This window comes from Enterococcus cecorum, from assembly GCF_052119425.1.
GTDB classification, from domain to species: Bacteria; Bacillota; Bacilli; order Lactobacillales; family Enterococcaceae; genus Enterococcus_E; species Enterococcus_E cecorum_C.
This window is the reverse complement of the sequence record NZ_JBQKFH010000019.1, coordinates 30,748-45,664: the sequence shown is the minus strand read 5'-3', so window position 1 is coordinate 45,664 and position 14,917 is coordinate 30,748. Positions and strand designations below refer to the sequence as shown.

14 protein-coding genes and 1 pseudogene are annotated in these 14,917 nt (G+C 32.2%); all 15 read left to right on the top strand.

Annotation, left to right across the window (positions count from 1 at the left end; translation table 11 throughout):
* Positions 1 to 42: 42 nt before the first annotated feature.
* The 15 genes and pseudogenes from ACTQZM_RS06460 (at position 43) to ACTQZM_RS06390 (ending at position 14,782) form a co-directional block, all read left to right on the top strand.
* Entirely contained in the window at positions 43 to 375 is a 333-nt protein-coding gene (locus ACTQZM_RS06460) for an LEM-3-like GIY-YIG domain-containing protein (protein WP_441653262.1), read from the top strand.
* A 183-nt stretch (positions 376 to 558) separates the two neighbouring features.
* Entirely contained in the window at positions 559 to 744 is a 186-nt protein-coding gene (locus ACTQZM_RS06455) for a hypothetical protein (protein WP_441653261.1), read from the top strand.
* Between the two features lie 265 nt (positions 745 to 1,009).
* On the top strand, positions 1,010 to 1,852 hold the full coding sequence (locus tag ACTQZM_RS06450) for a hypothetical protein (protein WP_441653260.1): 843 nt from the start codon (positions 1,010 to 1,012) through the stop codon (positions 1,850 to 1,852).
* 40 nt (positions 1,853 to 1,892) lie between these two features.
* Positions 1,893 to 3,077, top strand: a complete 1,185-nt coding sequence (locus ACTQZM_RS06445; RefSeq protein ID WP_243188183.1) for a hypothetical protein — start codon at positions 1,893 to 1,895, stop codon at positions 3,075 to 3,077.
* Positions 3,078 to 3,818: 741 nt separating this feature from the next.
* Entirely contained in the window at positions 3,819 to 7,472 is a 3,654-nt protein-coding gene (locus tag ACTQZM_RS06440) for a YobI family P-loop NTPase (RefSeq protein WP_441653259.1), read from the top strand.
* Between the two features lie 431 nt (positions 7,473 to 7,903).
* Positions 7,904 to 8,683 (top strand): nucleotidyltransferase domain-containing protein, encoded by a 780-nt coding sequence (locus tag ACTQZM_RS06435; protein WP_441653258.1) that lies wholly within the window; start codon positions 7,904 to 7,906, stop codon positions 8,681 to 8,683.
* A gap of 462 nt (positions 8,684 to 9,145) precedes the next feature.
* Complete coding sequence (locus ACTQZM_RS06430; protein WP_441653257.1) at positions 9,146 to 9,331, top strand: hypothetical protein; 186 nt, start codon at positions 9,146 to 9,148, stop codon at positions 9,329 to 9,331.
* A gap of 38 nt (positions 9,332 to 9,369) precedes the next feature.
* Positions 9,370 to 9,978, top strand: coding sequence for a DUF1349 domain-containing protein (locus ACTQZM_RS06425; RefSeq protein WP_441653256.1), 609 nt, complete (start codon positions 9,370 to 9,372; stop codon positions 9,976 to 9,978).
* 82 nt (positions 9,979 to 10,060) lie between these two features.
* The gene (locus tag ACTQZM_RS06420; protein ID WP_441653255.1) at positions 10,061 to 10,852 is read left to right on the top strand and encodes a nucleotidyltransferase domain-containing protein; all 792 of its coding nucleotides are present in this window, start codon (positions 10,061 to 10,063) and stop codon (positions 10,850 to 10,852) included.
* Between the two features lie 89 nt (positions 10,853 to 10,941).
* On the top strand, positions 10,942 to 11,328 hold the full coding sequence (locus ACTQZM_RS06415) for a hypothetical protein (protein WP_441653254.1): 387 nt from the start codon (positions 10,942 to 10,944) through the stop codon (positions 11,326 to 11,328).
* A gap of 237 nt (positions 11,329 to 11,565) precedes the next feature.
* Entirely contained in the window at positions 11,566 to 12,027 is a 462-nt protein-coding gene (locus ACTQZM_RS06410; protein WP_441653253.1) for a GNAT family N-acetyltransferase, read from the top strand.
* A complete protein-coding gene (locus tag ACTQZM_RS06405) occupies positions 12,027 to 12,689 on the top strand; it encodes a DNA alkylation repair protein (RefSeq protein WP_441653252.1) in 663 nt (220 codons plus the stop codon). Before ACTQZM_RS06410 ends, ACTQZM_RS06405 begins: the two co-directional genes overlap by 1 nt.
* 22 nt (positions 12,690 to 12,711) lie before the next feature.
* A complete protein-coding gene (locus tag ACTQZM_RS06400) occupies positions 12,712 to 13,197 on the top strand; it encodes an NUDIX hydrolase (RefSeq protein ID WP_441653251.1) in 486 nt (161 codons plus the stop codon).
* 133 nt (positions 13,198 to 13,330) lie between these two features.
* Positions 13,331 to 13,939: a type IV toxin-antitoxin system AbiEi family antitoxin domain-containing protein gene (locus ACTQZM_RS06395; RefSeq protein WP_423740848.1), complete on the top strand. Its 609-nt coding sequence runs from the start codon at positions 13,331 to 13,333 to the stop codon at positions 13,937 to 13,939.
* Positions 13,939 to 14,782 (top strand): annotated as a pseudogene (locus ACTQZM_RS06390) (nucleotidyl transferase AbiEii/AbiGii toxin family protein). The gene ACTQZM_RS06395 and the pseudogene ACTQZM_RS06390 overlap by 1 nt, the downstream one beginning before the upstream one ends.
* Positions 14,783 to 14,917 lie beyond the last annotated feature (135 nt).

The following is a 14,917-nucleotide window of genomic DNA, read 5'->3' as shown; positions in this document are numbered from 1 at the left end:
GATGGACAATGGGTTGTTTCATCATAAAAAACCTCCAATCTTCTGTTTGAATACAGTATAACTGGAGGACTAGATAGATGCGATACACCTTGTTATTGGACGCTTACATTAAAACAACAAATCATTTCAGAAATTCATGCTGCAGGGCTAGAAGTTAAAAAAATCATTATCAATTCAAATTTAACTGAAGACCAGGCATTTGCAGCAGAAGCCTCGTTAATTAATGCATTTAATTATGTGAACGATATCAAGTTAACCAATATTGTTTCTGGTCATCATTCTTCTGAGGCGTTAACTGTTGAAGAATTTGAACAAATCAATGGTGCAGTGGAATTAACAGAACAAGATATTAAACATCATATTTATGGTTATTAAAATCAATCAGCTTTATCAAAGAGGAATGGATGAAAAGATACTTTATAACAGTGTAGAGGTATTTGGCGGTCATCTAAAGAAAGAGTGAAAACCGTCGAATATGTTTTGGGTGTCTATAACTCTTTAATTGTAGCCGTATTTAAGCCGTCTCGATGGTATGTTTGTAAGGATGCGCCATATAAGTTGCCTCGAAAAGATATTGTTCTCACGCCGAGGCTTGAAAATAGATTGTTTTTCGAGGATGAAGGTTTTGAAAAAGGATTGGCAATGGATGATAATGAACAGTTTTATCTAGGAAAGTCAATTACCAGACTCAAAGTAAATCAATCCGCCCAAAATCCAATTACTTATATAGAGCCAGTAAGTTAGCTTTGATATTAATGATATTTTTACGAGAATGTAAAATGATAAAAAATAATATTGAAGTTGATGTGAAATTAAATGCTTAGAAGTGGGAAAGACACAGGACCAGTTGGGAGAGAAAATTGGTACTACTAGCCAATACGTCAATTGTATTATTAATACAGCCTTATGGGGTTGTGAATAAGCCCTTTATTAGAATGATGGAAGCACTGGGTTATGACATAGAACTAACGTATGCAATAATAATACCAGTTTAAGGAGATGATATTTTATGAGCGAAAAGTTATATAGACCAATTCTGAGAGAGGGGGATCATCTTGTTAGGTCCAAGGATAATGAAAATAGGGTTCGAGGTGTAAGCCAAGATGAGAACAATAAAACGACTGATATCATAGAATGGGAGGAAGTTGAGATTGATGAACCTCAATATGAATATCTGATAGAACGATATGAGCAAGAAAGTGTTGGACTAACTCCGGAACAACAGCAACTTGCGCAAGCAGTTGGAGAAGCAATTGCTGCAGCAGTAATATATGGCACGGTTCAATTACATGAATATGTGATAAGTCCTTGGTGGTATTCAAAAGCAAAACCATGGATCAAAGATAAGTGGGTGGATGTAAAGAGCTTTGTCTCAGGTAAGACAAAAGCACAAGCAATTATCGAGAAAAAAGAAAATAATGAGACTGGAATACAGTTAGGCAACAATACGCAGATAGGCGAAATGTTAGACACTGAATTTGAGAGTGTTCAATTAAATATGACATCTGATGAAGCAAAGGAACATATGATGAAACTCATCTATCATATGCTAGGAACAGCTTATGAAATAAAGATTATTAGCAATGCGCGAATAGTAGAGAATATTGAAGATGAGACAATTCAGATAGAAAAGAAGAAAGAAGCAGAAAGATTATTGGCAGTAAACGTGTCTAATAAGATCAACAAATTACTATCTGATGATACGTTGATGTTAGATATTAATACTTCGAAACAACTGTTTGGTTTGCTTGGTGGTGGTATTAGAATTAGTGGAGAATATGTGCCGGTAGAACTTGAAAAAGTGAATACTGCTATTGAATCGATGAAGAATGGTATTGGAGAGATAAATTAAAATTCTATGTAGAATTAAAAGTATTAAGAGGTGATTAATAATGGCAGATGATTCGCTTAGAAAAGATTTAATTGCGCATAAGATATATTCTGCGTGGCAATTTATTGAATACACTGAAAAAAATATATCTATAGTACAGTATTGTGCAGATACATTGAATAATATAATTGGTAAAATGACAATGAAGACCGTACGTTGGCAGCAGGATATTGTAGACGACTTCGTAGACTGCGTGACGGAAGATGGTAAGAAAGTAAAAAAATTAGCTATAACAACTGAGAATTCTCCCGCTTATGAGTTACGAGTTGCTGGTGAAAAAGTAGATCCATTGTTCTTATTTGATAAGTTACTTAGGGATTTTTTTCAGTACACAATGAATGCGCTGGATTCTATGAGCCAGATAATAAATGCTGGTTTGTTAGCAAATAAGGGAAAAGCTGTAGATTCAGTGGATATCCAGATAATGACTAGAACATTTAATCAACAGACATATAGTGCTGCTTTTCCAAAGATGCAGACGTGGCTCAATAATATATCTCAATCTGATGAGTTTAAATATATTGAGGCAATAAACAATCGAACTAAACACACTGCGGATATTGCAAACAAGCTTTCAATGGGTATTTTAGGAAGTTCAAATAAAACAGAAATAGGTCCATTTTTCCGTAAAGATGTACAACATGAAAAGATGGAATTATCAGATCAACTTCAAGCAACATTGGATTTTTTGAATAAAACATGGAGTGATTTTTTAGTTTTATTTAAAGAAGAGTATGTCAGAGATGTATATATAGAAAAACGTAGACATAGTATATCTGGCGTTCGTCAACAGAAATTAAAAGAAGAGCCAGACCAAGATTTGTCTTATGCGTATATATCGACTGAAAAGGATTTTGATTCCATGCCAGATGAATTCTATATCCTCTTAGTTAGCGATCGAGAAGAAAGTGTATACGCTCATGAATGCCCATTTGATACAATTCTTATCACTGGTGAAGATAATACTAATGTGTTAGGAAGATATTGTGCAGATCAAATTATTGGTGATGATTGTCTGTTGCATTATCGCAAATATGTCAAAGACAAGACAGTAATTGGAGAGGTGTGTATGGCATATCTTAGTCAAGAAAAGAATAAGGTATTCTATCACAGTAACCCTTACTTCGATGTGGAGTCTGTTTCTAACGATGAAGAATTCTTGAAAAGAACAATGCTACCATTTTAATTAGTAAAGTGGGTTCACAATTTAACGTTAATAACGTTAAATTGTATGTAGATATATTTCTGCAAACTACCAGTTTGATATGACATTCATGCAGTCGTGTCGTTCCATATGGAGTGTATGGTATAAATGATAAAAAGTGCGCCATAGAAAGTGCTTTCGTCAAAATCATAAGCATCCATATCATGGTAGCAGGTTGCAAAATGTTTCCATGAAGATACTTATTATTTTGACTTTGTACTTAAAAAAGAATGCTTCATTAAGTACATCATTAACAACAATGTAAAAGAAGTATTTTTCTTGGGAATGTTCACTGCTATTCTGGATGTATTACACGCCACTATTCGAACTTCTTACCTAGAATTGAAGCCGATTTATATCAGATTATAAAACTAAAAGGTGATAATAAAATAGACATATCGTTAATGCAAAAGCAAAAGTAGGAAAGGAAATAGTGATAGCTATAGGTAATGAATAAAAGATGTATTCCAGCAGCAAGATAATGAAAACTCATATTATAAGCTATTTGGATAAAATAATTTAAAAATAAGATTTTGAGTTTAGAAAAACGGAAGGAGGAGATAACATCATACAGGGTTTGTTTACCAAAAAATATAAAAATGATGTGGAAACTAAAAGTACGCTTTATCTCATAAACTTTCATTAAGCCTGTTTTAAGATGAAGTATTTTAACAATATTATGGTCTGGAATAATAAAAAATTTTTAATAAAGATGGTGTATTTATGAAGAAATTTAATTCACTAACGCCTGATGTTTTAGAAAACATTGAACCGGTATATACGGAAGCTCTTGATTACGCTTTTGATAACAAAGATATAAAAAATATTGCAATAACCGGTATCTACGGAGCTGGTAAGAGCACTGTATGGAAATCATATACTGCAAAGAAAAAAATTGAAAACATAATTACAGTTTCTTTGGGCAAATATGAAGATAATACTGAGAAATCTGGAGATCAAAGTAAGGACGAAAATTATTCCAATAGAATAGAAAGACAATTGATAAATCAAATGCTTTCTCAAATTGAAATAAAAAAGATACCGTTAAGTAAATTCAATTTTAAAAGAAACAAGAATGAATTTCATTTATTTTCGCAAGTATTTTTATCTGCGGCTTTCAGTGTTTCTTTATTGATGTGGTTTTTAAAAGATATATTGTTACCATTTTTTTCTTATTCATTAAAAATTAGCAATAGCTGTTATTGGCTTTTATGCTTTTTGTTTTTCATTGTGCCAGTAAGCTTTTTTATGTACTCAGCATTTAAAGGAAGCAAAATAAAAGTATCTAAAGTTAATCTAAAGGGTGCTGAAGCAAGTGTAAATGACGAAGCACAAGATGAAACAATATTAGATCGTGATATTAAAGAAATCGTTTATTTATTAAATAGTTCGGAATCAACTGTGATAGTTTTTGAAGATTTAGACAGATATGGAAATATTGATATTTTTACAAAGCTAAGAGAATTGAATTTCCTGCTTAACTCATTTGTGTCTACTAACGGCAATAAAAGAATAATTAAATTTGTCTATATGTTGAAAGATGGTTTGTTTTTCTCAAAGAATCGAACGAAATTTTTTGATTTTATTATTCCTATTGTTCCGGTAGTAGATTCTAAAACAAGCGAGAGCGAACTCAAAAACCTTTTATTGGGCATTTCAAAAGCGCCAGACAATAAAGTGTTGTCGAATATATCACTGTATGTTGATGATATGAGATTATTGAAGAATATTGTTAATGAGTTTATTGTGTATTCTAATATTATTCCTTTAGAACCGTTGGAATTAGATAAAAATAAGCTTTTTGCACTTATTACGCTTAAGAATATTTTTCCTAATGAATTTGATTTGCTACAAGAAGATAAAGGTTATATACGAAGCGCTTTCGATAAATTAGAAAGTCACAGAAAAAATGTGATTGAAAATTTTGAATTAGAGTTAGAGGAACTTAATCAGAGAATTGATTTTTTAAACGATCGTTTTGAAAACGATAAATACGAAGCTATGGCATTAATGATCCCAGTAGATGTAAGAATCCAAAACATGGGAAATGTTACTTGGTCAGAACACTTACGAAACTGGAGCAAGGAAAAGGATAAATGGTATTTAATAAGTTATAATAGTGGCTCTAGTAGTTATGGATATGATGATTTTTTGAATCATTTCGTTTTAAATAACAAGGACAAAATTGAAACTGTAAATAATATGCCTGAAGATAACAATGAGTCGCTTAAACGATTATACGAACGTGTTGACTTTTTAAAAAAACAGATAGAAGAAGTAGAAATTTATTCATATACAAAATTGATACAAAATATGAATCAGGAGCAAATGGATACTGTGTTTGAATATGGGAATCGAATAGTTGAAGATCATTATTTTCCTTTAATTAGGTTTTTAATAGTTGATGGTTTACTTGATGAAACATATTGGTACTACAAAGGTAATTTTAATGTTGATACGAATAAAGTATTAAAAAGAAATGATGTTATATTCCTAAAAGGTTTATTGGAAGGAAAAAAATTAGATATATTCCTTAACTTAGAAACACCTGACGAAATAGCGAATCGCTTAAATGATTCCGATTTCAGTAGGTTTAATATCTTAAACAAGAAATTACTCGAGTATTTTTTATTTAATGATGATAATAGACTTGAGAAACTTGTTAATTCGGTAAAAGCCAATGATTTATTTAAAGAATTATTAGAGATATTAAATACGTTTGATTTAGAAAAGACAAAAAAATTTGTAGAAGTATTTGTAAATAACGATTCAGATGTGGTACTTCAACTTTTGGATTTGTGCACTGAGAAATATGAAAACGCCTTTAAAAATATACTGATTTCAATTATTACTAATAAGGAGGTAAAACAAGATAGCTTAAAACTATTCAATAGATATTTTGAGGAAAATGAACCAATTGTAGAACTCATAAATACGAAGGATTTTAATGCTTTTTTTGACAATCTTCAATTATCTGAAATCAAATTTACACATTTAAATGAAATGGATGTGACTGATGAAATACTTAGTGAATTAGAAAAAATCCAAGCCTATAAACTAAATATTGATAATGTTTCTCTTTTGGCGCATCGTTTTCTTTCATCAAACATTGATTATGGTAGTTTGTTGGATTGTGTTTACTACAAAGAATGTTTACGTTGTACAAAAGAGTATGTAGAAAGTAATTTTTCTCGGTTTATATCTATGTATATAGATGATGTCGTGCCAGAATGTGACTTTAATAATTCAGAAGAAATAGTAGTTGAAATATTATTGTCGGAAATTGAAGAAGAGTATAAGGTGAAGTATTTAAATAAAAACAAAACAAATATCTCTAATTTAAAAGCTCTACAGCCGCTTGGCAATCGTGAAGAAATCATGATTAAGTTGCTTGAAACAGATAAGGTTATATGCAGTTGTGAAAATATAAATGCTTATTGGAATATGTCAGAACAATATGATAATGAGTTTATACATTATTTGGAAAGACATATATCAGAAGACAATTCAAAGGCTATTTTGGAATCTAATGTAGATGTTTGTAATTCTTTGCTTAATGATCCAGATGTGAATGATATATTATTTAGATTTGTAATTTTGTATGCAGATAAACAAATAAATAGCATCTACTTTTCTATGGATGAAGCAAGGGTAAAATTACTAATACAAAGAGACCTATTTGCAGTTTCCAAAAACAATATAGAAACTCTTATAGATAATAAATATGATGATAGAATTTTACAATTAATTATTTCATATAAAGAAAAAGAAGATGATATTTTGGAAATGTTATTAGAACTCGAACTAGAAGAAGACTTATTGTATGAGTTGATAAATTCAAACATATCAGATTCTAATGCTTTTAAACTGTTAGAAATTTTAGGAAAAAGAGTTTCTTTGAGACACATTAGTACGGAGAAAGATGTTGTTATTAAAAAGGTGATGGAGGATAATCTGTCCCAAAAAAATATTGAATTTATTTGTGAATCTTTTGCTGAGTTTAAGTATAAAAAAGAATTTGTAGAATTGCTAAATGATTCAGGAGAACTAATGACCTTAAATTCAAATTTCTTAAATGATGAAGTATTAAGCTATTTGTTGACAAGTAATTTCTCTACTGATGCAAAAGTTCAATGGATAATTACGAAAATCCATAACAATTCTCCAACTTCTGAATTGATTAAATACATTACTCTTGTAGAAGAAATTAAAAATATTGCTACAGTTTGGGAAAACAAATATCCAAAAATAACTAACGAATTTGAGGAAGCAATTTGTAATGCATTAATAGAACATCATTTTGTAAAAGTAAGAAAAGGTAGTGAAAAACGAATTATGTTAGACAACCATCATAAAACATCCTTTAATGTAGAGTAGACTACTTTTCGAATATAAAATTATAAGAACCCATTTAAATTTCGTATTGTCAAATAAAAAATCAATCTATAGGTGAAATAAAAACTTCATTATGGGTATATTTTTAAAATAGTTCTACATGTAAATAAAAAGAAATTCAATGACTGATGCTAAAATAATCATTGTTTGAGCTATTTTATTATTATAATTTACTAATTCAATAACAATGTATAGCAAAAATCTCCAAAAGTCTATTCAAAACTTTCTGGATGGTTCAAATTAAAAATTATCATGAACAAAAGAATAATTCTATGCATTATAAGATAATAGCTAATCATTACAATTGATTTTAAGTAAATTTTTAATGGGTTGCGTATTTCATCTGATGAGTACAGTTACTATTCATGCATTCGTTATTTGAGATTGATTTTGTTTAGGTGGAGAGAATGTAAATGAAAACACAAGCGGAAATGATGGCTTTAGTGCCGCAAAAGTTAAAGGAAATTGAAGAAACATATGGTGTTGAAGTGCTATGGGCAGTGGAGTCTGGTAGTCGCGCATGGGGTTTTGCCTCACCGGATAGTGATTTTGACGTGCGATTTATTTATAAACGAAAGGCCGAAGATTATCTAAAGTTGAAGCCAGAACGTGATGTTATTGAGCTGCCAATTGATGAGACGTGGGATGTAAGTGGCTGGGATTTGGATAAGACATTGAAGTTGCTAGCAAAGTCCAATCCAGCACTATTTGAATGGCTGAGCTCACCAATTGTCTACGTTCGCACTGATTTTGCAGCAAGATTCGCGCCACTTTTGACGATGTGCCTATCCGAAGAACGCATGATGTATCATTATTTATCGATTGCTAAAGGTCATCTTAGCAAGTATTTAAGTGGAGATATGGTGCAACCGAAAAAATATTTCTATGCGTTGCGTCCTATATTAGCGTGTCGTTGGCTGCAAAAATATCATACGGCACCACCAGTTTTATTTGATGAATTAGTCAAAGCTTGCTTGCCTTCAGAACTAAAGTCTTCAGTGGCTAATTTGTTAAGCATCAAAATGGTGAGTCCAGAATTAGCCCCAATTGTGGATATTCATACCTATATCGAAGAGACAATCCCTAAAATTGAGACTTATCTTAACAATCAAACCATCACACACAAGGTCGATTGGCAAGCGTTAAATACGTTCTTCTTGCAAGAAATTGGCATGTCAGAGAAGAATAAATAAATCTCATATAATGTCATATTTAAAAAATACGCCTTTTCCCAAAATATGGAAACTCAAATCATTGATAATAGACAAAGGAAGAGAGCAAAGTGAATGCTTAACAATTAATCAAAAAGATAAATGAAGCAGTTGAAAATCAACGTCAGCAACGAGTATATATTGTCCCAGTGGATGTATTAATGGAAATTGGTGTATTGACTGAACAAAATTATGAAGCTTGGCGATATGGCAAAGTATCCTATCTAGAGAAAGCACTGGATTTTTTTCATTCAGTGCTTATAAGCTGCTGAGTAGAGGAAAGGATGAAAAGTTACTATATAACATAACAGCGTTAGATGGATTTGGCGGGCATCTAAAGAAAGAGTGAAAACCGTCGAATATGTTTTTGGTGTCTAAAACTCTTTAATTATAGCCGTATTTAAGCCGTCGCGATGGTATGTTTGTAAGGATGCGCCAGATAAGTTGCCTCGAAAAGATATTGTCTTTACACCGAAACTTGAAAATAGATTGTTTTTCGAGGATGATAATTTTGAAAAAGGATTATCAATGGATGATAATGAACAGTTTTATCTAGGAAAGTCAATAGCTAGACTCAAAGTAAATCACTCTGCTCAAAATCCAATTACTTATTTAGAGCCAGTAAAATAGATATACATATTTATTTTTAGGGGAGGAGTTAATATAATATGAAGATTAATAAAAATGAATGGAATTGGACAAGAAAACCTAAGGAATATATTATCACCGATGATAGAATCGAAATTGTAACTAATCCATATACTGACTTATGGCAACGAACATATTATCATTTTAGAAATGATAATGCACCTGTTTTACAGATTAAGTCTTCAGAAAAGTTCTTCTCTTTTATTGTGAAAACAGAATTTGATAGTAAAGTGCGTTTTGACCAGTGTGGCGTGGTTATGTATCTTGATGCTGAAAACTGGTTGAAAGCGTCTATTGAGTTTGAAAATGAAAAATTTCAGCATCTTGGTAGTGTAGCTACGAATAATGGTTACTCAGATTGGGCTACGACAGAAATTGATGCAAATATCAGAATGATGTGGTATAGGTTTAGTAGAAGAGAAGATGATTATTGTATTGAATGTTCTGAGGATGGTATCAATTATAAGCAGATGAGAATTTGCCACATGCATAAGGCGACAGATGAGATACAGTTTGGAATTTATGCTTGCAGTCCTGAAAATTCGTCTTTTAAAGCCATATTTACTAACATTGAAATCACAGAATGTAAGTGGCAGGCACATGATGGACAGGCGCCAGATGAAGCGTAATGAAAAATAGAAAATGTTGCTAATAAATGTTAAAGAAAAGTTGCTCATTACCATTTTAAAATAATCTCAGAAAGGACCACCTATGAAAACACAAGCGGAAATGATGGCTTTAGTGCCGCAAAAGTTAAAGGAAATTGAAGAAACATATGGTGTTGAAGTGCTATGGGCAGTGGAGTCCGGTAGTCGTGCCTGGGGATTTGCCTCGCCGGATAGTGATTTTGATGTGCGCTTTATCTACAAACGCAAAGCCCAAGATTATCTTAAATTGACGCCAGATTGTGATGTCATTGAGTTGCCAATTGATGAGACGTGGGATGTGAGTGGCTGGGATTTGGACAAGACCTTGAAGTTGCTAGCAAAGTCCAATCCAACGCTATTTGAATGGATGAATTCGTCGATTGTGTATGTTCACACGGATTTTGCAGCAAGATTCGCGCCTATTTTGACGATGTGCCTATCCGAAGAACGCATGATGTATCACTATTTATCGATTGCTAAAGGTCATCTTACCAAGTATTTAAGTGGAGATATGGTACAACCGAAAAAATATTTCTATGCGTTGCGTCCTATATTAGCGTGTCGCTGGCTGCAAAAATACCATACGGCACCACCAGTTTTATTTGATGAATTAGTCCAATCCTGCTTGCCCTCAGAATTCAAGTCTTCAGTGGACAATTTGTTAAGCGTCAAAATGGCGAGTCCAGAATTAGCTGAAATCGCCCCAATTGTGGATATTCATACCTATATCGAAGAGTCCATCCCAGAAATTGAAGCTTATCTTAACAATCAAACCATCACGCATAAGGTCGATTGGCAAGCGTTAAATACGTTCTTCTTGCAAGAAATTGGCATGTCAGAGAATAATAATAAATAAATCTCATATAAGGTCATATTTAATAAATACGCCTTTTCCCAAAATATGGAAACTTAAATCATTGATAATAGACAAAGGAAGAGAGCAAAGTGAATGCTCAACAATTAATCAAAAAGATAATTGAAGCGGCTGAAAATCAACGGCAGCGACGAGGATATATTGTCCCAGTGGATGTATTAATGGAAATTGGTGTACTGACTAAGCAAAATTATGAAGATTGGCGATTTGGCAAAGTATCTTATCTAGAGAAAGCATGTACGTGTAATCTCAATAAGATGACCAAAATTTTGAAGCAAATCTATAAATATGCACAAAAAAATGCTCTGAAATCCTCCGTTAGTCGATATCAGCTAGGGGGGAAGAAAAAAGAGAAAGAACTCCGATTTAGTAAAAGTGGTAGACTTGAAGTTGAGCGAAAGTATGCGACACATTTTGTGGATAGTAAACAGATAGCGCAAATAAATTCAAAGAAATGAAATAAAACTGGAGAAATATAATCAGCAAAGAATTGATAAATAATAGGGAGTTGGAGAGTAAGAGTCCCTAATGAATTTTTACTGGAATGATTGCTGAAATGTTAGCAAATTATTGTTGGAATGAAACTACAAGCGAAGATGGAAATTTGGTTGTTCATTCATTCGTGATAATTTGCATGACACTAGTTGTTGATGTATGTTTAAAGTATATTTTTAGAATTTGGGAGTAAATCACACATGAAAATTAGGAAGTATAACAAAGACGATTTACGACAGGTAGTTCAGTTGTTTTTTCATACCGTACATACGTCCAACGCCAAGGATTATTCAGCCGAAAAATTAGCTGTTTGGGCACCGAAAAATCCTGATTTAGAAAAATGGCAGTCGTCTTTAATGAAGAATGATTGTCTCGTAGCAGTGATGGATAATCAGATAATTGGTTTTGGAGATATGGATAAAACAGGCTACTTAGATCGTTTATATGTTTCTCCGAGTTATCAAAGAATGGGTGTGGCCTCGCAAATTTGTGATTTGTTGGAAGAGCGAGTTAAGCATCCCATTACGACCCATGCTTCAATCACAGCCAAACCATTTTTTGAAAAAAGAGGCTATCAGGTTGTTAAAATGCAACAAGTTGAGCGTCAAGGAATACTCTTGACAAATTATATAATGAGAAAACAGAATGGAATGGATAAGTGATGAGCAAGTACGAAACGATTAAAAAACTTTTTGAAACCCATAGCAATCCAGAACGTGTCATTTCAATGTCTAAGTATATGAAAGACCAGTTTAGCTTTTATGGGATTGCTGCAGCGGATAGAAAGAATCTTTATAAAGACTTTTTGAAAAATGAGAAAAAGCAAGATTCAATCGATTGGAGATTTATTGAACAATGTTATACGGATGATCATCGTGAATTTCAGTATTTGGCTTATGAGTATCTTTTGGCGATGAAAAAGCAGCTGAGTTTTGAAGATATTTCGTCCGTTAAAGCCCTTGTAATGAAAAAATCTTGGTGGGATACCGTGGATTTTCTGTCACAAGTAGTCGGTAATATTGCATTGAAAGATTCACGCGTAGATGAAGAGATGTTAGCCTGGTCCCGGGAGGAAAATATTTGGGTTCAACGTATTGCAATTTTGTATCAATTACGATTCAAAGAGAAAACCAATACGACACAACTTGAACAAATTCTTTTAAATTGTCTTGGTACAAATGAATTTTTCATCAATAAAGCAATTGGTTGGGCCTTGCGTGAATATTCTAAAACGAATCCAGACTGGGTGCGAGATTTTTTGGAAAAATATCAAGAGCAAATGGCTAATTTGAGCATTCGAGAAGCGAGTAAATATCTTTCATAAATATTCAATAAAAGGAGATAAAATGGACGTTACTTTTGAAGTTGCAAATCAGAAATTTAATTATCGGGTATGCGGAATCATCATTGATAATCAAAAAATATTAGCGATGCGCGATGAGTGTTCACCATATTATTATTTACCGGGTGGACGTGTCAAATTAGGAGAAACTGCCGAGGAATCTATTCAAAGAGAAATGCTAGAAGAGTTGCAGATTTCACCCAAGATTATTCGCCCATTATGGTTAGATCAGTCATTTTTTACTGAAGATGTGAATCAAAAGCATTATCATGAGTTATGTTTATATTTTTTATTAGATGTTACACAGACAGATTTATTCACTCGTGGTAATGAATTCACGCATATCGAAGGGGTTCATACCCATCATTTTTCTTGGTTAAATTTTGAAGACTTAAAAGAGACTTATTTTTATCCTGAATTTATTAAGACGGAAATACATCATTTGCCGGATAGTTTAGAAATCCGGATAGATAAAGACAGTAATTGTTGAGCTATTTTATAATTATTTCCAACGAGTATGATATTTTGGGCTATCTGTTAATGGATAGTCTTTTTTTATTTTGCATGATTATTTTTGCATTATATTTGTATTTTTGAAAACAATATGCTAACATTATATGTAAATGTTAGCATATTGTTGTGAGGTGATAAAAGTGAAAGATTTGAATCAGTTATTGGAATCTAATAAAGGTTTTATTACTTTTAACCAAGTAAAAGAAGCGGGCGTACCATATTCTATAGTACGTAATAAACTTGAAACAGGGGAGTTAGAAAAAGATGTTTCTGGAATTTATCGTAAACCTGATGTGTATATAGATGATTTGTTCGTCCTACAATATAAGTTTCCTAAAGGTATCTATTCACTAGAAACAGCACTTTGGTTACATGGGTTATCATTAACTGTACCTTTTAATCCAGTTATGAGTTTTCCATATGGAACGAATACGAAAATATTAAAGGAAGCAGGAATCAAACCTGTCGTATTACGTAAGAATTATGATATAGGAGTAGTCGAAACTCGCACCCCTGCAGGTCAACTTGTTCGTGTATACGATGTGGAACGTACTTTAACAGAAAGTTTGCGTGGTATATATAGTATTGATACACAAATTGTTGGCCCGTCATTTAGAGCATATATTGAGATGGGAAAAATAGATTACTCTAAATTATTATATTATGCTAAATTGTTTAGAGTTACTAAAAAAGTTCAAGCTTACTTGGAGGTACTATAATGAATTTTACTAATGCAAATAGTTTTAAAGCTAAAATAAAAAAATATTGCAAAAGAAAAAGATGTTCCCCCTCAGCAAATTCAACAATCCTATTTGATCGAACAAGTATTACGTATGATTTCAAAAAGTGTCTATAAAAATCATTTTATTGTAAAGGGTGGATATCTAATTGGAAATATGATAGGTGTTGAAAAAAGAACCACTATGGATCTGGATGTATCAATTAAAAACGAAGAATTAACACAAACCAATTTATGTAACATTTTTAATGAAGTTTTCAATCAAAATGATGGCGATGGTTTTCGATTTGTTCTTGATTCTGTAAAGCCTATTCGAAAAGATGATATATATGGTGGATTTCAAATTAGAATTAACGCCATATACGATACGCTAAGAGAAATAGTTTTTATTGATGTTACAACTGGTGATGCTATCACTCCTCACGAGGTTGAGTATAGATTGTATTCAATTTTTTCTGAAGATGAAATCGATATTATGTCATATAATCTTGAAACAGTTATCGCTGAAAAAATAGAAACTGTAATTAGTCGGGGAGAAGCCTCAACAAGACCTAGAGATAGATATGATTTATTTACATTATGGAAGATTCGTAATACTGAAATCAATCGAAGCTTATTAGTTAGGGCAATAAATAATACAGCTAATAAAAGAGGTTCGCTTGAGGCAATTAATAAATGGTCAATACAAATTGATAACATTAGAAATTCTGATTATCAGAAAAGACTGTGGAAAAATTATCAAAATAGTTATAAATACGCAAAAGAAATTACTTTTGATTCTTCAGTCCAAATTGTAAGCGATATAATGGATGAAATTTGGTGATTTTGGTATAATTTCTCCACTAACTTTCACTATGTTTGTTAGCATTTACTATATATCGGGGGACGATGAGAATGGTCTATCAAATCACAAAAGATGGCACATAATGGCAATTATCTTGGCAGGTAGAAGGCTCAC

Bases quoted from the DNA above. Each gene is read 5' to 3' on its own strand.
- ACTQZM_RS06395 (WP_423740848.1), top strand. From the start codon at position 13,331: ATGTTAGCATATTGTTGTGAGGTGATAAAAGTGAAAGATTTGAATCAG.
- ACTQZM_RS06435 (WP_441653258.1), top strand. From the start codon at position 7,904: ATGAAAACACAAGCGGAAATGATGGCTTTAGTGCCGCAAAAGTTAAAG.
- ACTQZM_RS06450 (WP_441653260.1), top strand. From the start codon at position 1,010: ATGAGCGAAAAGTTATATAGACCAATTCTGAGAGAGGGGGATCATCTT.
- ACTQZM_RS06410 (WP_441653253.1), top strand. From the start codon at position 11,566: ATGAAAATTAGGAAGTATAACAAAGACGATTTACGACAGGTAGTTCAG.
- ACTQZM_RS06425 (WP_441653256.1), top strand. From the start codon at position 9,370: ATGAAGATTAATAAAAATGAATGGAATTGGACAAGAAAACCTAAGGAA.
- ACTQZM_RS06405 (WP_441653252.1), top strand. From the start codon at position 12,027: ATGAGCAAGTACGAAACGATTAAAAAACTTTTTGAAACCCATAGCAAT.
- ACTQZM_RS06445 (WP_243188183.1), top strand. From the start codon at position 1,893: ATGGCAGATGATTCGCTTAGAAAAGATTTAATTGCGCATAAGATATAT.
- ACTQZM_RS06440 (WP_441653259.1), top strand. From the start codon at position 3,819: ATGAAGAAATTTAATTCACTAACGCCTGATGTTTTAGAAAACATTGAA.
- ACTQZM_RS06420 (WP_441653255.1), top strand. From the start codon at position 10,061: ATGAAAACACAAGCGGAAATGATGGCTTTAGTGCCGCAAAAGTTAAAG.
- ACTQZM_RS06400 (WP_441653251.1), top strand. From the start codon at position 12,712: ATGGACGTTACTTTTGAAGTTGCAAATCAGAAATTTAATTATCGGGTA.